The sequence below is a fragment of the Streptomyces sp. WAC05374 genome (assembly GCF_004353505.1).
Classification (GTDB): domain Bacteria; phylum Actinomycetota; class Actinomycetes; order Streptomycetales; family Streptomycetaceae; genus Streptomyces.
On sequence record NZ_SMNQ01000001.1, the window covers coordinates 280,915 to 302,440 of the forward strand.

The window sequence follows — 21,526 nt, forward strand, 5'->3', positions numbered from 1 at the left end:
ATGCCCCCCGGCCCCGCGGTCCCGCACAGGCCGCAACCTTCCGCTCACGTATGAGGAGTGAGCGACGGGGTAGCCGCGTCACCGGAAGACCACATGTGTGAAGGAGCGCCGGCGTGCTGATGGCCCACCCCGCAGTCCTCAAGGACCTCGTCGAGCAGTACGAGGCTCTCCGGAGCGTGCACGCCGAGGCGAGCACGCCGGAAGCGCGACGGCGCATGGACGACATCGCCTCCACCCTGTGCGTGACCACGGGCACCCGTGACATTGAAGCCGCCCTCGCCGCCGCCCGCAGCCGTGTGGTCGAAGCGCGGCCCGCTCCCCTGCTGCCCTCCTGAGCACGCGGCGGGCGCGTGGAACCCGTTGGTGGCAGCCGCCACTACGCACCCGAATGCCGCGTGTCGCACGCCGTCTGTGAACGGCTGACGGACGGTGAGGCCGACGCCGGGCCCGGCGCGGTGAGGTGGTCGAAGGTGCCCGTGATCCTCAGCAGGCGCTCCAGCGCCGGGCCGACGGCCTCCAGGTGACATCGTCTGCCGCCCTCCGACGCGTCCCGGTGGACCTGCAACAGGACCGACAACCCCATGGAGTCGACCAGCCGCAGCTCCCGGCAGTCCAGCACCAGCTCGTGCGCCTCCTCGTGCGCGCCCAGGGCTTGCCGCACCAGGTGCAGGATCTCCTCCCCGGAGTCGTAGTCCAGGTCACCGAAGAGGGCGAGGCGCAGCAGGTGCCGACCGGTGTCCGGCTGGACGACAACGGGATGTGCGTCGGGAGAGGCGGTCACAGCGTCCTTCCGGCTCGGCGTCGGACACGGGAAGCGAGCGCGGAACGCCCGGCGTTGAGGAAGCGGCGGGCGCGGGGGAAGTCGCGCAACTGCCCGGCGAGCAGATCGAGGCCCGGCAGGACGGACTGGACCGGGACGCCGCGAGCGGTGAGGACGTCCCCCGTCCACAGGAGGAAGCCGACGAAGAGGTCGGGATCGTCCACGTAGAGGGCGGCGGCCAGGAAGTCCACGATGTGGGCGAGGTCTTCGGCGGTCCGTTCCCGCTGTTCCTCGTCGTAGCCGCCGATGGCGGGGAAGCGCTGTTCCAGGACCTTGAAGGTCTCGCGCACCAGGCTGCGGGAGGAGCGGACGACCATGGTGTATTCCTGGTCGGCCAGGTGCGGCAGGTCGTCGGTCGCCTGGTGCGGGGGCCGCGGCCGGGGCAGAGGGCCGGCCGCGAGCCGGTCGGCGGCGCTGCGGGCCTCGGGTGCCCAGGCGTCGGCGCCCAACTGGCGGGCGTAGCGGCCGTCGGCGCCGAAGGCGAGACCCCCGACCATCACCGGCGTACCGGCGCCCTGGACGGCGCTGATCGTGGCGTGGGCGTGGGGCAGGCGCGTGGGCAGGGAGCCGGACAGGCACACCACGGCCGGCCCGGTGCGGTGGATCTGGCTGATCAGATGGGCGGTGGGCACCTGGGCCCCGAGGTAGTCGACCTGCCAGCCGCGCAGGCGCAGCGTCTCGCCGAGGAGGCGCGCGGGCAGGGCGTGCCATTCCTTGTCCACGCAGGCGACCGTCACCCGGCCCAGGAACGTCGCGGGACGGCGTACGGGCAGGCAGGCGATGACGCGGTCGCTGATGGCGGTGGCGGCGTGTTCGGCCGCGACGCTCATGCGGTTGGCGGCCCATTCGGTGCCCACCCGGTGCTGGACGGCGCCGATCACTTCGAGCAGCACCGTCTCGGGTGCGAGCCCGGCCTCCAGGGCGTCGGTGACGACGTCGACGGCCGCGTACTCGTCCGCCGCCCGGACGGCGTTCCACAGCTTGTCCGCCCATGGGGCGGCCCGTTCGTCACTGCGGGGGGCGAGGCGGGCACCGATGGGGTGGCCCCCGGGCTCGTCGTCGAGGCCGGGAGCGTGGGTGGTCGTCATGCGGTGTACCTGCCCGGAGTTGTGCCGTCTACTGCACTGAGATGCGCACCGCGCGGTGCGGTGATGGCCAGGACGGCGATGTCGTCGTGGGGGCCGTCGCCGATCCATTCGGCGGTGAGCATCTGGATGTGCTCGACGACGGCCTCGGCGGGCATGCCGGCGCATTCGGCCGCCGCACGCTTCAGGCGCTGTTCGCCGAACATGGCGTCGCCCAGCGGGCCGCCCTTGGCCTCGGTGACGCCGTCCGTGAACAACAGGCACGTCTCTCCGGGCGCGAGCCGTACCTGGGCGGTGCGGGTGGCGATCTCGGGCAGGACGCCGATGAGGGAGCCGCCGGTGTCGACCTCCTCCACGGTGCCCTCCCGGCGCACGATCAGCGGCGCGGGGTGCCCGGCGGCGGTCAGCCGCAGCACCACGTCGTGGTCCTCGCGGCGCACGGACGCCAGTACGAGGGTCACGAAGCGGGTGTGGTGGCTGTTGCGCATGGCGTTGTTGAGCAGCCGCAGCATCCTGGCGTGGTCGTCGCCCATGGGCAGCAGCGCCTGGAGGGTGTTGCGGATCTTTCCCGTCAGCACCGCGGCTTCCAGTCCCTTGCCGCACACGTCGCCCAGGACGGCGAGGGTCTCCGGGCAGTCGGCGCTCGGCGGGTGGACGTCGTAGAAGTCCCCGCCGATGCGGTCGCTGTCGACGCTGGGCCGGTAGCCGCCCGCGAACTCCACGCCCTGCACGTGCCGCAGGACGGGCGGGAGCAGGTCACGCATCAGGGTGTCGGCGATGGTGTTCTGCTCGGCGTAGAGGCGGGCGGCGGACAGCGCCGCGCCGGCCCGGGCGGCGAACAGCCCGGCGAACGCCTCCTCCGACGCGCTGAAGGCGGCCTGCTGGGCCCGCCGCAGCAGGACGAGGGCGCCGGCCGGGACGCCCTGGCCCGGGAGCGGCGTGATGGCGAGCGAACCGATCTCGCCGAACCCCTCGGGGATCAGCCAGTCGGGCGCCGAGGCGGGGTCTATCCAGCGGGAGGGCACCGGGGGGAAGCCCCGCAGCGCCTCCTGGAGGCCCGGCACGCCGTGCACGGCGCCGGACACCGTGGTGTGGGTGATGCGCCCGCGGTGGTCGCAGACCACCATGGGCAGTTTCCTGGCCGTGGACGGGGCGATGACGAGCGCGGCGTCGGCGAGCTGCTGTGCGGCCAGGCGGGCGGTGAGCTCCATGCACCGTCCCAGGTTCAGCGACGACAGCAGGGCGCTGGAGGCCTCGGCGAGGAAGCGGGTGCGCCGGCGTTCCGCCTCCAGCTCTTCCACCACGGACCGGTAGGCGGTCTCTTCCACGAGCCACCACGCCGTACTCCCCCCGGGCACCGCGGACGGGTGCGCGGAGAAGAAGCCCTCCCCCACCGCGCCTCTGGTCTCGGTGGCGTCGGCGGCACGGTGGGCACCGGCGAGCCAGTGGGGCGACGACAGGGGTTGGTCGACGCGCGCATCCGGAAGGAGCGCGCTGGCGGCCGCGTTGAGCTCCACCACGCACCCGTCGGCGTTCAGGACCACCACCGGGCACGGGGCAGCGGCAGCGCTCACCACGCTGGGGGCGCCGGTACGCGCATGGTCTGGGGAAGGAGCCATGAAGCAAAGCCCGCACGACGCGGGCTCTCGCCTTTCTTGCCGCAAAGAAAAAGTTGCCGATCGACAACGATCCTGCAAGCAGGGCCCGCCCGCAACCCCTTCGCCGGAAACGTCCCACCCCCGCCCCAACGGTCCTGAGCTGCGACCTTCTGGGACAAGCCGAGCCGCCGGGACCGCGAAATCTTCACGCCACCCACACCGCCCAGACCTCACGCACACATACGCGTCCGCATCCCTGGCCTGCCGGCGTGCGGGCGTTCGCCCCGCGGAGGACTCCGGTCACACGTCCCAGGTGACCGGGAGGTTCTTCACCCCGTGGATGTCGGCGGTCTCCGGGCGCAGGCCGACCTCTTCGGCCGGCACGGCCAGGCGCAGTGTGGGGAAGCGGCTGAGCAGCGCGGAGAACGCCACACGCATCTCCACGCGCGCCAGTTGCTGCCCCAGGCAGAGGTGGATGCCGTGACCGAAGGCCACATGCCCGCCGTCCTTCCGGTGGAGGTCGAGCACATGAGGGTCGGTGAACCGCTCGGGGTCGCGGTTGGCGGTGTTGTACGAGAGGATCACCGTGGTGCCGGCCTCGATGGTCTGGCCGCCCACCTCGACGTCCACCAGGGCCGTCCTCATGAACGTCTTGGCGACGCTCAGGTACCGGAGCAGTTCCTCCACGGCCCGGTCGGTGAGGGCGGGATCGTCGCGCAGCGCGGCCAGTTGCGCCGGGTGTTGCAGGAGGGCGAAGGTGCCGAGGGCCAGCATGTTCGCGGTGGTGTCGAACCCGGCCGCCAGCAGGATGAGGCTGATGCCTTGCAGTTCCTCGTCGGTCAGGTCGCTGTCGGTGAGTTCGCTGAGCACGTCGTCGGTGGGGTTCGCGCGCTTGGCGGCCACCAGCCCGGCGAGGTAGTTCTGGGTCGCGGTGTAGGCCGCCACCAGCTCCTCCTCGTTCGGCTCGCCGTTCATGAAGGAGTCGATCTGCTCCTGGAAGGACGCGCGGTCCTCGTACGGCACTCCCAGCAGTTCGCAGATGATGATGGTGGGGATGGGCTTGGCGAACGCGGTCACCAGGTCCACCGGCGGGCCGGCTGCCTCCATGGCGTCCAGGCAGTCGGCGGTGATCTGCTCGACGCGTTCGGTGAGCAGGCGCATCCGCCGCGCGGTGAACTTGCCCACCAGGGGCTTCCGGTAGCGCCCGTGCTGCGGCTCGTCCATGAGGAGGAACTCGCCGGGCGGTGCCGGAGGGAGCTCGAAGTCCACCACATTGAGGAGGTCCTTGCGGGCGCTGAACCGTGGGTCGGCGAGGACCGACTTGACGAGGTCGTATCCGGTGACCAGCCAGCCGGGCCTGCCACCGGGGTGGGTGCACCGGCTGATGGGGCCGTTGCGGCGGGCGTCGATGAGCTCCGCCGGCGGGTCGAAGGGGCAGCCCGGGCGGCGTGCGGTCGGCAGTGTCGTGACGGTGTGGACGGATTCAGCCATGACGGTTCCTCGTCTCGCGGCGCAACGTGGTTGACACAACCTGAAAGCTACGTTGCGTTCAGTAAATCGTCAACGAATAAAAGGCATTGATGCAGGCAATAGCCGGGCATTTGATGCAATGACCGTGCGACTGAACGCAACGCTCGTTGCAATGATATGGCGGCGAAGGCAATGCCGGCGGCTCGTCGGGCAGCGGCGGGAGCACCCGGGCCGGCACCGGCCGGCGCGATCGCGCGGGGGGCGTCTCCATGATCCGCACGGCCGAGCAGTGTGGTCACTCGATCGTGAGTTACGGGGCTCTCCCGCTTCCGCTGACGGGATGCTCGGAACGGGGCGCGTACGGGCGCGGCCCGGGTGATTCGGTGAGTGGGGGAAGAGCGTGACGCGAGAAACGGGATGGCGGGCGGGCCGGGACGAACAGGCGGTGCTGCTGGTCGCCGGGCTGACCGATCTGGCGGTGAGCGCGGTCGGTTCGGCGCTGGGGACCGTACGGGGGCTGCTGCGGCGCTCCGATGCCGCGGGGCTGGCGGCGGAGGCAGAGAACGAGCTGGTGGCGCGCGGGCGTCTGGTACTGGACCGGTACGCGGCCGCGCCCCCGGCCCACCTGGAGGTCCTCGCCCGGCACGCCCTGGCCCGGAGGGCCGCCCGTGACGTCTGACCGGTGGGAGCCGGCCGCGTTCAAGGCACGTGTCGACGAGGTGCTGCGCCGGTACGTGGCCAGGGAGGCGGATCTGTTCGCGGCGATCGACCCGCTGCTGAACCCGGTGGCCGCGCAACTGGAGGCGGCGGTCGCGGACGGCAAGCGGCTGAGGGCGGCGTTCTGCTACTGGGGCTGGCGCGCGGTGGGGCAGCCGGACAGTGACGCCCTGGTGCGGGCGGCGGCCTCCATGGAGCTGGTGCACGCGGCCGCGGTCGTGCACGACGACCTGATCGACGACAGCCCGTTGCGGCACGGGCGTGCCACGGCCCAGGTCGCCCTGCGCGACGCCGTGGGGCACCGTACGGGTGCCGACGCCGCGGCGAGGTCGCTGGCCATGCTGGTGGGGGACCTGCTGATGGCGCTGGCCGGGGAGTTGTTCGCCACCAGTGGTGTGCCCGCGGCGTACCTGGCCCGGGCCCGTCCGCTGTGGTCGGTGATGGCTCGCGAACTGGTGGCGGGCGAGTGCCTGGAGATCCTGCGCACCGGGGCCGCTTTGGACACCGACGCGTCGCTGAAGGTGGTCCGGTACAAGACTGCCAAGTACACCGTCGAGCAGCCGTTGCTGATCGGCGGCGCGCTGGCCGGGGCGGGGGCGAAGCTGCGCGAGGGGTACAGCGCGTACGGGCTGCCGCTGGGCGAGGCGTTCCAGTTGCGGGACGACCTGCTGGGCCTGTTCGGGGACGCGTCGCGCACCGGCAAGTGCAACGCCGACGACCTGCGCGGCCGGCGGCCCACCGCCCTGCTGGCCGAGACGTGGCGCCTCGCGGGCGACGAGGACCGGGAAGGTCTGAGCGCCCTGCTGGGCCGGGGCGGGCCGGACGGGGACGGTCTGGACGCGGTGCGGGAGGTGATGCGCCGGCTCGGGGCGCCGGACCGTGTCGAAGACATGATCGGCGCGCGGGTCGAGACGGCTCTGGACGCCCTCCACGAGCTGGAGGTGCCGCCCCACGCGGCCGGTGCCCTGACCGCGCTGGCGCATTCCGCGGCGGTCCGCGCGTCCTGACCCCTCGTACCCGGAACAGCCCGCGGCCGCCGCCGTACCGCCGACCGACGCCGATCAACTCCCGTGCACGACAAGGAGCCCTGCCATGACCCGCACCGAGGCGTCGATGGACGCCCTGCGCCAGTCCGGTGACGAACTCGCCGACGCCACCGTCGCCACTCTCTTCGAACGCGGCGAGGTGGGCACGTTCAACACCCTGATGCGCTACGTCTCCACCGCGGGTGCCCCCCTTCCGGACGGGCTGCCCGAGGTCGCCCGGGAGTACCTGGAGGCGACCCGTGTCCCGCCCTCGTGGGTCGACTGGGCGGAGATGGAGAAGGCCCGGCTGTTCTTCGTCGACAACAACGTCCACATCTCCACGGCGCTGTCCTTCGCCTCGATGCCCGCCTGCTACGTCGTCCCGCACGTGGCGAAGCTGCTGTCGGCCACGCACGGTCTCAAGTACCCCTCCAAACGGATGGCGGAGACCGGGCAGTTCACCGTCTACCTCATGCAGCCGGACGCCTTCGAGGCCGGCAGCCGTTTCATCCCGGCCGCGCAGAAGGTCCGTCTGCTGCACGCCTCCATCCGCCACCACCTCAGGCGCGCGAACCGCTGGGACGAGGCCGCGCTGGGGGTGCCGATCTGTCAGGAGGACATGATCGGCGGACAGATGTTCTTCTCCATGCTCGTGCTGGACAGCCTGCACCGGCTCGGCATCCATATGTCGACGGACGGCGCGGAGGCCTACTACTACGCCTGGCGCGTCGTGGGCGCCATGCTCGGCGTCGACCAGGCGGCTGTCCCGAAGACCCTGGAGGACGCCCGCCGGTTCCTCGACCTGTACATGGTGCGGCACATGGGGCCCTCCGACGAGGGCACGCACCTGACCAGGCAGCTCATCGACCTCTATGAAGAGGTGGTGCCCGGCACCTTCTTCGACCCGATCGTGTCCGCCCTCATCCGTTACCTGATCGGCGACACGTGCGCGGACTGGCTCGCCGTTCCCCGCACCCGGTGGGACACCGTCGTCAAGGCCGCCCCCCATCTCCTGGGCGTGCTGGAGACCATCGAGGACCGCTCCCCGCTCGGCGCCTGGGCCCTGGACCGCCTCGGCCACCTCACGACCATCTTCGAGCTGTCCTCCCTCACGCGGGGCCGCGTCATGCACTACGCCATCCCGGAGACGCTGAAGAAGGACTACGGCGTCTCCAGCGGGGTGCCCCGCACGCGCCGATGGACCCCACCGGCCCCCACGGTGTCCTGACCGCCGCACCGACACCCGCTGGTGGTCCGGCCCGCCGGGGCGGATTCCGGCGGGCGGCCGCAGGGCCCTCTTCGGGATTCAGCCGTCCGGGATGCCTACGGAAGCGAAGATGGGGCTTCTTTGGCGATCGTGACGATGGCGTCGGCGCGAATGCTGAACACCTTCGTGCCGTCCAGGGTGGTGAAGTCGACGAACTCACCTTTCACCGCGTAGTCGTCCGCCTTGACCTTGCGTTCCCTCAGGGGCGGGGTCTTCGGTGCCGTGTACTCGACGGTGTAGGTGTCCACGTGTGCGCTCCTCGCTGTGCCGGCTGTTCCCTCTTCTCGCTGCTCCAGCCTGGCGGCCCTCGCCCCTCTCCGCCCCGCTCAGCGGGGCTGTTCGCGTGACGTGGCGAGCTCCCCGGTGACAGCGACCGCGCGTCGCGGGATACAGCGAAGGGAGATAGTGCACATTGAGGAGTTTATTGTGGCGTTCAGTGTCACCTTTACGGGTGCGTCCACCATTCCCGTGACGGGCAGCGGCAACGCGTACCGCGTCTGGTCGTACAAGGTCGAAGGGCTCAACGCGGAAATCCCGGTCGGGCAGCGGATGACGCTCGCCCTGCCGAGCACCGTCGTCGTGCTGGACCCCAGCGCCTTCCCGACCGTCACCGCGGTGGCGGACACGATCGTGTGGCGGGACCCGCAGTCCAGCCAGCAGTACGCGGCCGCCAAGGCCGCGGCGGCCGGCAGCGTGACCATCGCGTTCGTGGCGTCGGCCCGCCAGTCCCAGGGCATGGTGCAACTCTTCAAGTCGACGCCCGGCAATGACTTCGTGTCCGTGCCGTTCACCACTCCCCCGGGCACGACGTCGAGCCACTCCCATTCCCTGGTCATGCCCGCCGGGGGCGCCCCGGTGTACACCGGCCGGCCCGTGTACGACTTCGTCGGCACCCTGCCGTACGCCAGTGAGGCGTTCGGCGTCTACCAGCCGCTGAGCAACTGGATCGGTGCGACGTCCGGCATGGCCGCCGCCGCGGTGCACCCGACCTCGCCGTTCGGGGGCCTCACCACCCTCGACCGCTTCCGCGGCGCCGAGGCCCGCGCGCTGACCGACGCGGCGCTCCAGGCGCTGGCGCAGCGGTACAAGGACGCCGCGGGGGGCGCGTTGTCGCCGGTGGGGCTGGTCAACCTGTTCCGGGAGTACTTCTTCGAGTTCGACACGTTCCTCGGTACCCCGGCGGGCCACATCTGGGTCAGCCCCGGTGGCACCGTGGAAGTGGTCGAGAGCAGCACGAGGCGCACACTGGTCGAGAAGGTGACGGAGCAGGCGGAGGAGACGACGCGCAGGACGGAGGAGAGCCTCACCGAGCAGAGCGACGTCGCGGACGCCGTCAAGGAGGACAACTCGAGCGACACCAAGCTCGGCGTGAGCGCCACCGGCGGGGTGAACGCCAAGATCTACCACGCCGACGCCAGCGCCAGCTTCAGCACGCAGAACACCGTGAAGCGGGGCTCCGAGACCACGCACAAGCACACCCGTACGCAGACCGCGAAGGCCACCAGCGAGATCAAGCGGAACTTCAAGACCACGTTCAAGACGGTGACGGAGACCACCGACACCTCCAGCCGGCGCTACGTCCTGAACAACACCGGCGACGAGCTGGTGAACTTCGAACTGCGGCGCAAGATGCGCAAGGTCGGTATCCAGCTCCAGCACATCGGCACGCGGTTGTGCTGGCAGATCCACCTCCCCGACCCCGGACGCGAGCTGGGGCTCGGGGACATGGTCCACGTCGTCCAGGCCCCGGACCTCTCGTCGGTCAAGAAGCCCGAGGAGATCCCGGTCCCCGAGAACAAGCAGATCCCCTTCCACTTCGACATCGAGTTCCGGCACGACAGCGGACCCGACGACGAAGCGGAGGAAACGTACCTGCCCAATCCGACCAATCCCTGTCGCGGACTGCACGAGAACAACGTCCCCCTCGTCGACGAGGTGGACGACACCATCCAGTTCTGCTTCGACCGGCCGCTCCCCCCTGTTCCGGAGGGCTACCGGTTCAGCCAGATCGCGTCCCTGGACAAGCACGGCGCCCAGGTCACCTTCGCGGACCCCCAGGTCGACGTGGACAGGAACATCGTCACCCTGCGACTGACGTACGCGAACTTCCAGGGCCGCAAGTCGCTGCCCTTCGACGCCGTGCTCCTCTACGTGCCGACGCAGGACGCCATGGAGAAGGTCCAGAAGCTCAACGACAAGGCGAAGACCGAATACCAGGAGGAGGTGCGGCGGATCCAGCACGCGGCGTACGGCGAGGCGGTCCGCGAGAGGCTCCGCATGGTCAGTTCCCTGCGCGCCCGTCCCGCCGAGGACCTCCGCAGCGAGGAGCGCCGGACGGTGTTCCGGAAGCTCATCAGGAAGCTGCCGGGCGACCAGTACCCGCAGGACCCGGCGAACCCGCATCCGCCGTACCTGGAGGCGGGGCAGATCCAGCAGTACTTCGACGTGGACGAGATGCTGTACTTCGTCGCCCCGGACTTCTGGCGGCCGGGCCCGGTCAGCACGCCCACCGCGACCAGCACCGGCAGGTACCCCGTGCCGCCGCTGGAGGAGCCCGTGGCACCGGGCGGTGGCGCGCCCCTGCCGCTGGCCGGGCAGACCGTGGCCGGCTGGTACTCCCGGGCGGAGCGCTACCAGTCGCCCGAGGAATGGCGGGTCAACTACCTGATCTCCGAGCAGACCCGGCCCGCGCCCCTCGGCAGCTCGCTCGGGTGGCTCATCCAGATCGACGCGGACGAACGCCGCAACGAGTTCCTGAACGCGGCCTGGGTGAAGGCCGTGCTGCCCATCCGGCCCGGCCAGGAGCGTGCCGCGCTGGCTTGGCTGGCCAAGGTGGAGGGCGAGGCGGGCTTCGACCTGCCCTACGCCCTCCAGGACGACGACCCGGATACGTACCGGGACAAGACCGTGGGCCAGGTTCTGGAGCTGCTCGCCGGGCACCTCCAGTCGCTGGCGGGCGAGAACCTCGACCAGGCCCTGGCCGCGGAGATGGTCTTCGAGAACGGGTTCGACCCCTTGGAGGGCGGCTTCCGGCCCGCCGAGCCGTACCAGGTCTTCGACCAATGGGTCGAGGTGCTCCCGACGGACCAGGTCGTCGCCGTCCAGGTGAAGTACGACCCCAAGTCGGGACAGCAGTTGTGAGGCCCCGCACGGCTCCGGTCACATGGCGTCAGAGCCCGGCGGGGTAGCGCGATGCCCTTCCCCATGACGGTCCGCTGGCGGCGCGCCAAGGAGGCGGAACACTTCCTCCTGAAACGCCGGTCGCAGGGCGGTCCGGCCGATGGTTCGGTGGAGGTGGCGGTGACCGCGCTGGACGCGCGGGAGGTCCTCACGTGGTCCGATCCCGCGGTGGGGCGGCCGTGTACCCCGGTGGGCACGCCGTCGCACACGGACTGCTCCTTCACCGTGCCCGACACGGCGGCGGCGCTGCGGCTCACGTTCAGCGTGCGCCTGCGCGTGGGCGGACACGACGAAGAGGCGCTCACCGTGACCCAGCGGCTCACGGTCGGCGCACGGGGCCGGCTCGTCCCGGACGCCTACGAGGTCCCCCGCTACCGGCTCACCGTCTTCGACCGCGGCGGCAACACGGAGGTGAGGCAGAAGGTGCCGCACTGGGCGCCGGGCCGAGGGGTACGCGGCTTCTTCGGCCACCACCCGCTGCTGGAGGTGACGGGCGGGAGCACGGTGGAGGTGGACACCGAGTTCCTCGACGTGACCAACCTGTGGTGGGCGCTGCACTTCCGGACCTGCCCCAACAACGTCGAGGCCGGGTTCAACCCCTGGTACCTGGAACCGACGGCCAACCCCCGCCCGGCCCGGCTCAGGGTCCTGGTCAGTACCCGTGTCACCCCGGTGCTCTGGTTCGCGACGCTTCCCGAGGCCGCCGGCGGGCAGGCCGCTCCCCCGGACAAGGAGGCCCTGCCCGACGGGACGACCGTCGGGGGGTACGTCTTCTTCCGGCCCGTCGCCAGCGCCTACGCCTATCCCTCCACGGGCATGGGCGCCCTGACGGAACCGCTGCACGCCACCAAGGGCATGCGCAACCTCTGCCGCTTCCTCCTCCAGGGCCACAACCGGGCGGACAAGGGGAGGATCACCGGGCTTCCGGACTGGCACCAGTTGATCGACCACAGCACGGGTACGACGAATCCGCTCGGCGCCTACGGGGCACTGCCCTGCGGCATGGAGTACGCCCTGGACCGCACAGCGCCGCGGCTCCTCGCGGAGACGCGCAGCCTGCGGGTGCTGCTGATGCCGGTGCCCGATTCCCAGTACGGCACCGCCAAAGGACCGGGCAACGCCGGGCGTGTGTCGGCGGCTCTGCGCCTGCTGTGGACGCTGGGCCTGTACGGCGGCGTGGGCCAGCAACTGCTGCGGACCGGCGAGCCGCAGCCGCTGGTAGCTCCCCAGCCGGGTGCCACCGCTCCGGCACGGGGGACGCTGCGCGTCGCGGACGACGTCTGGGTGGGCGGCTTCAGCAGTGGCGGTCACGCGCTCTGGGAACTGCTCGGGGACGCCGGGAACCGGGCCACCACCGGCCGCGCACTCGTCTTCGACACCGTGGACTGGCGCCTGGGCCAGCAGCGGCTCCTCGCGACCGCCAAGGCCCGCGGCAAACGGCTCCAGGTGCGCATCGTGTGGAGCCCCTACAGCATGGGTGAGCCGACCGAGGCCTTCCTGAAGGGCGTGCGTGCGCCGGGGTCTCAGGTGGCCGTATGGCCGAGGGCGGGGGCCACGTACTACCAGCACCCGCCCAACCCGGACAACGCGTGGGCGGAGTACGTCTTCGCGGACGCCAAGCCGTGGAAGAACGACATGTTCCCGGGGAAGCAGATGGCCGAGTGGTGGCATCAGTTCGTGGTCTTCGCCGGGGACGAGTTGCACGGCGACCCCAGGCATCCGTCGTCCGTCGGCTTCATGGAGGCCTCGATGACGCCCTAGGTGTACGCGACCGGACGGGCCAGGCCGGCTGGTTCGCGTGGCGCCGGGCCGGTCTTACGGGGTCGGGCCGGCGGCCTGTACCGCGCGGGTGACCGCGCCATGGCGGGGAAGGGGGTGAATGGCCCAGGAGGGCCGTTCGCCGGTCACCGCATACCATCCGGGCATGGGGAAAAAGGGGTTGGGGTTTCTCGTGGGGCTGTCCGTTGCCGGAGTGCTCGGCTGGGCGCTCGCCGGGTCGGTGTACCTCGGCTGCGGACCGTCGACGCGAGGGTGCGGTGTTCCCGACGGCGGCGGCTGGTACTTCGGCGCCATGATGACGATGCCGTGGCTCCTGGTCTTCTACGGGTACACGGTCATCCGGGACGACGACTGGCGTCCGTCACTGGGCATCTCGGCCGGGGCCGTCGGCGGCATCTTCTTCGCCCTGTCCAGGGAACCCGTGCCGCTCCGCATGTGGGTCCTGATCGTGGTGCTCGCGGCCGTCGCGGCCGGCACCCCCCTCGTGCTGTGGTACCGGGGCCGGAACCGGCGGACCCCGGCCGCACAGAACTGACCCCGCCTGACGGTGCGAAGCGATCAGCCTGTACGAGGGTGAAGGAGGGCGCCCCCGGATGGTGGCCGGCATCGGGCCGAGCACACCTCACCCGGGGGCGTCCATGGTCGCGGCGGTGCGGCGGAAGGTGCCCGGCGCGGTGTGGAACTGGCGCTTGAAGGCGTGGGCGAAGGCGAACTCGGAGCCGTAGCCGACCTGTCGGGCGATTCCGGCGAGCGGTGCCGTGGACTCCCGGAGCAGCCGTGCGGCGGTGCTGAGGCGCCACCAGGTGAGGTACGCCATGGGCGGCTGGCCGACGTAGGTGGTGAAGCGTGCCGCGAAGGTGGTCCGGGACAGTCCGACGGCGGCGGCGAGTTCCTGCACGGTCCAGGGGTGGGCGGGGTCGCGGTGGACGCGGTCCAGGGCGGAGGCGACGGCCGGGTCCTTCAGCGCCGCGCACCAGCCGCCGGCCTCCTCGGGGCACTGCTCCTCCAGCCAGGCCCGCAGGGTGTGGACGAGGAGCAGGTCGAGCAGGGCCGGGAGCGCCACGTCCGCGCCCGGCCGGGCTTCGGTGATGTCGCTGCCGAGCAGGTCGACGATGGCGCGCAGCGAGGCGTGGCGCCCGAGGCGGGCGGGGAGGTGCACGACGTCGGGCAGGTTGCGCAGGAAGGGGTGCACGACGCCGCGGTCGAGGCGGTAGGCGCCGCACAGCAACAGGGTGTGGTCACCGGCATCGTCCGCCCGTGCGAGTTCGGCGCCGATGTCGGTGACCAGGGAGGCCGGCCCGGCGGCCTGCGGGTCCAGGGGCAGTTGGTCGACGCCGCGGTCGGGGCTGTCGCTCATCCCGTGGACGACCCCGTGGGGCAGCAGGACCACGTCGCCGGCGGTCAGCCACACGGGCGGGCCACCGGGGCGCAGCAGCCAGCAGGCGCCGCCGAGGACGACGTGGAAACCGGCACCGGGATACGGGCCGTAGCGGCTGCCCCAGCGGCCACGGCGCCGGGAGCGGGTGATCTTGGGCCGTCCGGCCTTCATGGTCGTCACGACATCGCTCAGGACATCCATGGGAGAAACGTACCCGTCCTCCGGAGTTCCGGACGATCACGCATGTTCCGCGGCGTATGACGCATGGAGACGCCCGCGGGGCGGCCCGTACGGTCTGATCAGTGACCAACCGAGCCGATTCATGAAGGACTTGGGCATGAGCGCATATGTGGTGATCGACCTCGACGTCGGCAATCCGGCGGGTTTTCAGGAGTACGTGGAGGCCGTGACTCCCCTGATCGAGAAGGCGGGTGCCCGCAACCTCGTCGTGGACGACGACTGCCTGGTGCTGGAGGGCGACTGGCGGCCGGCCGCCCTCGTCATCCACGAGTTCGCCGGCAAGGAGGCCGCCCTCGCGTTCTGGGACGCGCCCGAGTACCAGCCGCTCAAGGCGCTGCGGCGCAAGCACTCCACGGTCAGGGTCGTCGTGGCCGAGCCCCGCTGATCCCGCCGTTTCCCTCTCTCCTCTTCGACCGAGTACGGAGGTACTCCGGATGATCGTCAAGACCACGCTCGTACGGCTCCTCGCGCCCCTGGCCGCCCTGGTGGCCCTGCTGGCGGCCCTGTCCGCGCCCGCGCACGCCACGGCGGGCGGCTCCGGCACGGTGGCCGTGCGCGCGCAGAGCACGGCCGCGGCGGCGGAGGGCAGGTACAACATCCTGATCTCCCACCGCGCCCTGTTCGTCGCCGACTTCTGCCTGCTGTCGACCACCAGCGGCAACCAGCGTGCCGCGTGCAGCGGCAACAAGCCGCTGGGCACGGACTTCCGGCTCGGTGTCGTCCACAAGCCCGGCGACCGGGTCTGGATCGACGTCAACGTCGTCTCCGGACGGGACACCAAGGGCATCGACCTGCGCGGCAACCGCATGTGCCGTGTCGACAGCACCGCGATCAACCTGAACGTGCACTGCTGGAAGAACCTCGCCCACTACGAGTCCGGAGCGCCCGGTGAGCGTGTGTACGGCTGATCCCCGCAGGTCGCCGCGGGAAGGCTGACACCGCCGGGTCGCGCCGGCGCCCGGGCGGCCGCCGTACGAGAAGTACGGCGGCCGCCCTCGTGCCGCGCCCGTGGACGGCCCAGGAGCCGAGGCCGCGCCTATGGGGCGGTGGGGAGGGCTCGGTGTACGCGGGCGAGGACGAGCACCGTGTCGTCGTCGGGCGGGCCGGGCAGCAGCCGGGACAGCATGCGGTCGGCCGCCGCCTCCAAGTCGCCGCACTCCGCGGCGAGTTCCGTGCGCACGGCGTCCAGGCCCTCCTCGATGTCCCGGCCCCGGGCCTCGATGAGGCCGTCGGTGTACAGGGCGAGGACCGCGCCGTCGGGGAGTTCCGTCTCGGTCGTCGCGAACGGCTGGCCGCCCACGCCGAGGGGGACACCCAGGACGTCACTGATCGTCCCGACCGTACCGTCCGGGTTCCGTACCAGCGGCGGGGGGTGACCCGCGCTGGCGATGCAGGCGCGTCCGGTGGCCGGGTCGTACAGGATGTAGAGGCAGGTCGCCAGATCGATCCCCGCCTCCTCGGCGCAGGCGTCCAGTTCGGCGAGGAGGGCGCTCGGTTCCTGGTTGTGCCGGGCGAGCGCCTTGGCCGTGATGCGCAGCCGTCCCATGGCGGCGGCGGCCGGCACGCCGTGCCCCATGACGTCACCGACGACGAGGGCGATCCGGCCGCCGGCCACGCTGATCACGTCGTACCAGTCGCCGCCGACCTCGGTGATGCGGCTGCCGGGCACATAGCGGTGGGCCACCTGTACGTACGGGCTGGTGGCGAGCGCGCTCGGCAGCAGGGCGCGCTGGAGGGTGAGCGCGATGTCCTGCACGCGGCTGTAGAGGCGCGCGTTGTCCAGGCAGAGCGCGGCGCGTGAGGCGAGCTCGCCGCCCAGGCCGTGGTCCTGTTCGGTGAAGGCGGGACGGGCCGCCGAGCGGCCGAACATGGCGAGGCCCTGGACCGTGTCGCGGGCGATGAGCGGGGCGATGAGGATGCACGTGAGGCCGCTGTCCCTCAGCAGCCGGGCGCGTTCCCGGTGGATGACGGTACTGGAAACGAACGCGTCGTCCACCGGGACGGCGACGACGCCGCCGGTCGCGAGCATCCGGTGGATCGCGGAACCGGGCGGGTACGTCACGTGGTCCAGGCCGCTCACGAGTTCGGTGGCGGGCGGGGGCAGGATGGTGCCGGAGGCGATCCTGCGGGTGATCAGTGGCCGGTCGGGGTCGAACGCCTCGTGCTCGTCCATCCATTCCACGACCTCCACCACGGAGGCGTCGGCGAAGTCGGGCACCGCGGCGTCGACCAGTTCGCGGGCGGTGACGTCCACGTCCAGGGTGGTGCCGATCGCGGCCGCGGCCCGGTTGAGCAGGGCCAGCCGCTGGCGGCCCGCGGTGGCCTCGACGATCGCCCGCTCCCGGTCGGTCACGTCCACCATCAGGCCGCCCAGGCCGGGCCGGCTGCCGACCGCCCCGCTGAGGGGGAAGAAGCTGACCGACCGGACCTGGTCGCGGTCCGGGCGGCCCGGCGTGCGCACGCCCACCAGCGCGCCGACGACGGGGCGCCCCGTCCGAGCGACCTCGTGCAGCATCCGCAGGTAGGCCCCGTCGTCGGACGTGATCATGAGGTCGTCCACCCGGCGGCCGAGGTGCTGCTCGATCGGGCATCCGTCCATGTCGGCGAGGGCCTGGTTGAGGTGGACGTACCGCAGGTCCTCGTCGAGCATCACCAGCCCGATGGGGCAGGTCTCGAAGAGCGAGTCGAGGAAGGCCAGGTTGGTCTTCACCCGGTCGAGCTGGTCGCTCCGGCTGGCCAGCGCCATGACCACGGACGTTCCTCCGGCGCCGGTCACCGGGAACACGCGGAAGCCGCAGTCGAAGTCCTCACCGTCCCGGTGCCGGGCCCGCAGCCTGCCGCGCCAGTACCCCAGCGTGCGGCCCCGCTCCCCCAGCGACACCGGCGCGTCGGCCACGTCCGGCGGAGGCTCGGCGAGGAGGACGCCCGTGGGCCGCGCCAGCACCCCTCCGGGCTCGTGGCCGAAGAGGTCCTGGGCACCGGGCCCCCAGTAACAGATCCGGTCGTCCCCGTCGATGCCGAAGACCGCCACGCGGACGTGTTCCAGCAGCGTCCCGGGCTCCGACCAGAGCGGGCCGGGAACCTGCTCACGGCCCAGCCGATCCGACGGCACCAGCGGCCCCTTCCACACCTGGCAGACTGGTCCGAGTCGCGCTGACGGCACACCGAAGGCACACGGCTGGGACCCTCTGCCTCCATTGTGCGGACAACGGGTCGGCTCGCCCCTCCGGGACTCTCGCCGATACGGGGCGTAGGGACACAAGGGACGCAGCGTGAGGGCGCCCGTGCCCTCACCCTCGGCCGCAACGACGCCGCCCTCCCCACCGACAGCGGTGGGGAGGGCGGCGTCGTGTGTGCCGTGCCGGTGGCCGGGGCGTCAGCCCTGGCGGGGGCCGGTCTCGGTGTCGTTGGGGTCGACACCGGTGAACGCGGTGTCGTCCTTCGTGCCGGAGGGGCGTCCGGAGCGGCCCTTGCGGCCGGTGTCCCGCATGCCCTTCTCGGACTTCTCCCCGTACTCCTCGCCGCGCGTGGTGCCGCTCTCGGCCCGGTCGCCGGGCACGGAGGTGCGCTCCTCCTTGGAGGTCTCCCGGCCCGGGCCGGGCGGCGGGGCGTCCTGCGCGCGGAAGGAGCGGCGGGCGCTGGGGTTCTCCTGCTGCCGGGTCTCGTCGACGTCGGGTGACCAGCCGTGGTGTTCGCTCCCCTTGTGCCGGCTGGGCCCCTGGTCGCGTGACGGCTTCGATGGCTTGTGTTCCTTGGGCATGCGCCGACCTGCCTGTCCGCTGCGGTGGAGGCACGTCTCCCGTGCCGGGGCAGTAAGGATTCTTCCACCACCACCCAAAATCGGCATATCAACTCAGAGCGGGTGTGCGGGGGCGTGGGACGCGCCGAGGCGTCCCCTGCCGACCATGTGGCACGAACCCGCGACCCGTACGAGTGAGGCGCGGCACCGGTGCCACCGGCCGCGCGGGGCCGTACCCGACCATCGCAGGCAGCCGGTTCGCGTCACCACCGACCGCCGCACCCTGGGAGGGGTCGCCATGCGCATCCTGCTCGTCGCCAGCGCCTGCAACAGTCTCACCCAGCGCCTGCACGCCGAGCTGCGCGAGCGGGGGCACACCGTCGCCGCCGAGGTGACCCCGCACGGCGATGACGTACGTGCCGCCGTGGTCCGGCACGCGCCCGAGCTGGTGGTGGCGCCCATGCTGAAGGCGGTCGTACCGCGTGACGTGTGGACGGCCAGGACGTGCCTGATCGTGCATCCCGGGCCCGTGGGCGACCGGGGGCCGTCCTCCCTGGACTGGGCCGTCCGCGAGGGCGCCGGCGAGTGGGGCGTCACCGTGCTCCAGGCGGAGGAGGAGATGGACGCCGGGCCCGTCTGGGCGACGGCGACGTTCCCCGTCCCGCCGGTCGGCAAGAGCGACCTGTACCGCAACGAGCTCGGCGACGCCGCCGTCGGGGCGGTGCTGCTGGCGGTCGAGCGCTTCGCCTCCGGCCGGTACGCCCCGGCCGGCCAGGACACACTCCCCGGGTGGCCGGGCGCGCGCAGCAGGCCCCCGATGCGCCAGGCTGACCGCCGTATCGCGTGGGCCGACGACTCCACCGGCACGGTGCTGCGCACGCTGCGGGCCGCCGACTCGCAGCCCGGTGTCCTGGACGACCTCCTCGGTGGGCAGTGGTACCTCCACGGCGGGCATCCCGAGCGCCGGCTGCGCGGCCGTCCCGGCGAGCTGCTGGCCACCCGGGCGGGCGCGATCTGCCGGGCCACCCGCGACGGGGCGGTGTGGATCCCCGAGCTGCGGGCGCGCACCGGACCCGGCGCGCCACGCGCCTGCAAGCTGCCGGCCACCCTGGCGCTCGGCGGGTGCGCGGGCCTGGAAGGCGTGCCCGAGCTGCCCCTTCCGCCGCTCCCGTCCGCCGACGACGACAGCACCTGGTCCGACATCCGCTACCGGGAGGACGGCCCGGTGGGCGTGCTGTCGTTCTCGTTCCCGGGCGGCGCCATGTCCACCGACCACTGCCGGCGCCTGCTCGACGCCTACCGGGCGGCGTGCGCCCGGCCCACCTCCGTGCTGGTCCTCGGCGGCGGCCGCGACTTCTTCTCCAACGGCATCCACCTGGGCGTCATCGAGGCGGCGGCCGATCCGGCGGCCGAGTCCTGGGCCAACATCAACGCCATGGACGACCTCGTGGAGGCGGTGCTCACCACCACCGACCGCCTGGTCGTCAGCGCCATCGGCGGCAACGCCGCCGCCGGGGGCGTCATGCTGGCGCTGGCCGCCGACGAGGTGTGGTGCCGCTCCGGCTCCGTGCTCAACCCGCACTACCGGCGCATGGGGCTGTACGGCTCGGAGTACTGGACCTACACCCTGCCCCGCCGGGTGGGGGCCCCCGGGGCGGAGCAGCTCACCGGGGAGGCGCTCGCGGTCACCGCCGCCCGCGCCCGCGACATCGGCCTGATCGACCGCGTGGTCGAGTCCACCCCGTCGCACTTCACCGCCCACGTCACCGGGCTGGCCGCCCACCTCGCCGCCTCGCCCCGCGCCCAGACGCTGCTCGCGGCGAAGAAGGCGGAGAGCGAGCGCCGGGAGGCCGTCACCCCATTGGCGGACGTCCGGCGGCGGGAACTGGCGCGCATGCGGGACATCTTCGACGACCCCGCGGCCCCGTACCACGCGCTGCGCGGGGCGTTCGCGCGCAAGGAAGCGGGTGGCTCCGATCGGGCCACCGAGGGTGCGAGGAGCGCCGGGCCGACGGACTCTTAGCCCGGTAATGGATTGTTCGAACGGTTTCGCCGTTTTCCTCCCCAAGGAGGGCCCCGATGAACACAGCGTCTCCCACCACGGCCGACGAGACGGGCGCCGCCGGCGCGCCCGGTACCGAAGAGAAACCGATCCACATCCTCTGGATCAACGCCGGGCTGAGCTGCGACGGTGACTCGGTCGCCCTGACGGCCGCCACACAGCCCAGCATCGAGGAGATCGCCCTCGGGGCGCTTCCCGGTCTGCCCAAGATCGCCGTGCACTGGCCGCTGATCGACTTCGAGTGCGGGCCGGTGGACGGCGCCGACACGTTCATCGAGTGGTTCTTCAAGGGCGAGCGGGGCGAGATCGACCCGTTCGTGCTGGTGATCGAGGGGTCCATCCCGAACGAGGCGATCAAACAGGAGGGTTACTGGTGCGGCTTCGGGGACGACCCGGAGACCGGCCAGCCCATCACCACCAGCGAGTGGATCGACCGCCTCGCACCCAAGGCCCTCGCCGTGGTGGCGATCGGCACCTGCGCCACCTACGGCGGCATCCACGCCATGGCCGGCAACCCGACCGGCGCCATGGGCGTGCCCGACTACCTGGGCTGGGACTGGAAGTCCCAGGCGGGCATCCCGATCGTGTGCGTACCGGGCTGCCCCATCAAGCCCGACAACTTCGCCGAGACCCTGACGTACCTGCTCTACCAGGCCGCGGGATCGGCGCCGATGATCCCGCTGGACGACAAGCTCCGCCCCACCTGGCTGTTCGGGGCCACCGTCCACGAGGGCTGCGACCGGGCCGGCTACTACGAGCAGGGCCAGTTCGCGATGGAGTACGACTCCCCCAAGTGCCAGGTGAAGCTGGGCTGCTGGGGTCCCGTCGTCAAGTGCAACGTGCCCAAGCGCGGCTGGATGAACGGCATCGGCGGCTGCCCCAACGTCGGCGGCATCTGCATCGCCTGCACCATGCCCGGCTTCCCCGACAAGTTCATGCCGTTCATGGACGAGCCTCCCGGCGGCAAGTTCTCCAGCACCGCCAGCGGAGCCTACGGCGCCGTCATCCGGCGCCTGCGGACCATCACCGCCAAGACGGTGGACAAGGAGCCCAAGTGGCGCCACACCGGCCGCGAGATCACCACCGGATACCGGCCGCCGTGGTGACCGCGCACGGTCCGGCGTCCGCTCCGCACCCCTGCCTCCCCTCCCGCTCACCGCACTGAC

General features: G+C 71.8%; 19 protein-coding genes. 11 read left to right on the plus strand and 8 right to left on the minus strand.

Annotation, left to right across the window (positions count from 1 at the left end; all coding sequences use genetic code 11):
* Positions 1–113 precede the first annotated feature (113 nt).
* On the plus strand, positions 114–335 hold the full coding sequence (locus tag E2B92_RS01355) for a DUF5133 domain-containing protein (protein ID WP_126884482.1): 222 nt from the start codon (positions 114–116) through the stop codon (positions 333–335).
* Positions 336–376: 41 nt separating this feature from the next.
* Here E2B92_RS01355 and E2B92_RS01360 read toward each other — a convergent pair whose 3' ends face one another.
* The 4 genes from E2B92_RS01360 to E2B92_RS01375 form a co-directional block, all read right to left on the minus strand.
* Complete coding sequence (locus E2B92_RS01360) at positions 377–781, minus strand: STAS domain-containing protein (protein WP_126884481.1); 405 nt, start codon at positions 779–781, stop codon at positions 377–379.
* On the minus strand, positions 778–1,908 hold the full coding sequence (locus E2B92_RS01365) for a cobalamin B12-binding domain-containing protein (RefSeq protein WP_126884480.1): 1,131 nt from the start codon (positions 1,906–1,908) through the stop codon (positions 778–780). The genes E2B92_RS01360 and E2B92_RS01365 overlap by 4 nt, the downstream gene beginning before the upstream one ends.
* The gene (locus E2B92_RS01370) at positions 1,905–3,524 is read right to left on the minus strand and encodes a PP2C family protein-serine/threonine phosphatase (protein WP_126884479.1); all 1,620 of its coding nucleotides are present in this window, start codon (positions 3,522–3,524) and stop codon (positions 1,905–1,907) included. Before E2B92_RS01370 ends, E2B92_RS01365 begins: the two co-directional genes overlap by 4 nt.
* A 279-nt stretch (positions 3,525–3,803) precedes the next feature.
* The gene (locus E2B92_RS01375; RefSeq protein WP_126884478.1) at positions 3,804–4,994 is read right to left on the minus strand and encodes a cytochrome P450; all 1,191 of its coding nucleotides are present in this window, start codon (positions 4,992–4,994) and stop codon (positions 3,804–3,806) included.
* 379 nt (positions 4,995–5,373) lie between these two features.
* On the opposite strand from E2B92_RS01375, the gene E2B92_RS01380 reads away from it, so the two are divergent.
* The 3 genes from E2B92_RS01380 to E2B92_RS01390 all read left to right on the plus strand — a co-directional run bounded on the left by E2B92_RS01380 (position 5,374) and on the right by E2B92_RS01390 (position 7,943).
* A complete protein-coding gene (locus E2B92_RS01380; protein ID WP_126884477.1) occupies positions 5,374–5,652 on the plus strand; it encodes a polyprenyl synthetase in 279 nt (92 codons plus the stop codon).
* Positions 5,642–6,697 carry a polyprenyl synthetase family protein gene (locus E2B92_RS01385; RefSeq protein ID WP_126884476.1) on the plus strand — a complete coding sequence of 352 codons (1,056 nt, stop codon included), beginning with the start codon at positions 5,642–5,644 and terminating at the stop codon, positions 6,695–6,697. The genes E2B92_RS01380 and E2B92_RS01385 overlap by 11 nt, the downstream gene beginning before the upstream one ends.
* Before the next feature lie 85 nt (positions 6,698–6,782).
* Positions 6,783–7,943 carry an oxygenase MpaB family protein gene (locus tag E2B92_RS01390; RefSeq protein ID WP_126884475.1) on the plus strand — a complete coding sequence of 387 codons (1,161 nt, stop codon included), beginning with the start codon at positions 6,783–6,785 and terminating at the stop codon, positions 7,941–7,943.
* Between the two features lie 95 nt (positions 7,944–8,038).
* Here the strand turns inward: E2B92_RS01390 and E2B92_RS01395 are convergent, their stop codons facing one another.
* Positions 8,039–8,230: a hypothetical protein gene (locus tag E2B92_RS01395; protein ID WP_126884474.1), complete on the minus strand. Its 192-nt coding sequence runs from the start codon at positions 8,228–8,230 to the stop codon at positions 8,039–8,041.
* A gap of 178 nt (positions 8,231–8,408) precedes the next feature.
* Between E2B92_RS01395 and E2B92_RS01400 the strand changes: the two genes are divergently transcribed.
* The 3 genes from E2B92_RS01400 (at position 8,409) to E2B92_RS01410 (ending at position 13,476) form a co-directional block, all read left to right on the plus strand.
* Positions 8,409–11,123, plus strand: coding sequence for a hypothetical protein (locus E2B92_RS01400; RefSeq protein WP_200836904.1), 2,715 nt, complete (start codon positions 8,409–8,411; stop codon positions 11,121–11,123).
* Between the two features lie 51 nt (positions 11,124–11,174).
* Positions 11,175–12,923, plus strand: coding sequence for a hypothetical protein (locus tag E2B92_RS01405; RefSeq protein ID WP_126884473.1), 1,749 nt, complete (start codon positions 11,175–11,177; stop codon positions 12,921–12,923).
* 190 nt (positions 12,924–13,113) lie between these two features.
* Positions 13,114–13,476, plus strand: a complete 363-nt coding sequence (locus tag E2B92_RS01410) for a hypothetical protein (protein WP_126884472.1) — start codon at positions 13,114–13,116, stop codon at positions 13,474–13,476.
* Positions 13,477–13,563: 87 nt separating this feature from the next.
* Here the strand turns inward: E2B92_RS01410 and E2B92_RS01415 are convergent, their stop codons facing one another.
* On the minus strand, positions 13,564–14,520 hold the full coding sequence (locus E2B92_RS01415) for an AraC family transcriptional regulator (protein WP_126884471.1): 957 nt from the start codon (positions 14,518–14,520) through the stop codon (positions 13,564–13,566).
* Positions 14,521–14,656: 136 nt separating this feature from the next.
* Between E2B92_RS01415 and E2B92_RS32580 the strand changes: the two genes are divergently transcribed.
* Together E2B92_RS32580 and E2B92_RS01425 are read left to right on the plus strand one after the other, a co-directional pair.
* Positions 14,657–14,944, plus strand: coding sequence for a DUF1330 domain-containing protein (locus E2B92_RS32580; protein WP_160159723.1), 288 nt, complete (start codon positions 14,657–14,659; stop codon positions 14,942–14,944).
* 49 nt (positions 14,945–14,993) lie between these two features.
* Complete coding sequence (locus tag E2B92_RS01425; protein ID WP_126884469.1) at positions 14,994–15,467, plus strand: hypothetical protein; 474 nt, start codon at positions 14,994–14,996, stop codon at positions 15,465–15,467.
* 128 nt (positions 15,468–15,595) lie between these two features.
* Here the strand turns inward: E2B92_RS01425 and E2B92_RS01430 are convergent, their stop codons facing one another.
* Positions 15,596–17,671 (minus strand): SpoIIE family protein phosphatase, encoded by a 2,076-nt coding sequence (locus E2B92_RS01430; RefSeq protein WP_126884468.1) that lies wholly within the window; start codon positions 17,669–17,671, stop codon positions 15,596–15,598.
* 264 nt (positions 17,672–17,935) lie between these two features.
* Positions 17,936–18,319, minus strand: coding sequence for a hypothetical protein (locus E2B92_RS01435; RefSeq protein ID WP_126884467.1), 384 nt, complete (start codon positions 18,317–18,319; stop codon positions 17,936–17,938).
* A 277-nt stretch (positions 18,320–18,596) separates the two neighbouring features.
* On the opposite strand from E2B92_RS01435, the gene E2B92_RS01440 reads away from it, so the two are divergent.
* Positions 18,597–20,321: a hydrogenase maturation protein gene (locus E2B92_RS01440; protein ID WP_126884499.1), complete on the plus strand. Its 1,725-nt coding sequence runs from the start codon at positions 18,597–18,599 to the stop codon at positions 20,319–20,321.
* Between the two features lie 56 nt (positions 20,322–20,377).
* Entirely contained in the window at positions 20,378–21,466 is a 1,089-nt protein-coding gene (locus tag E2B92_RS01445; protein ID WP_126884466.1) for a hydrogenase expression protein HypE, read from the plus strand.
* Positions 21,467–21,526: the final 60 nt, after the last annotated feature.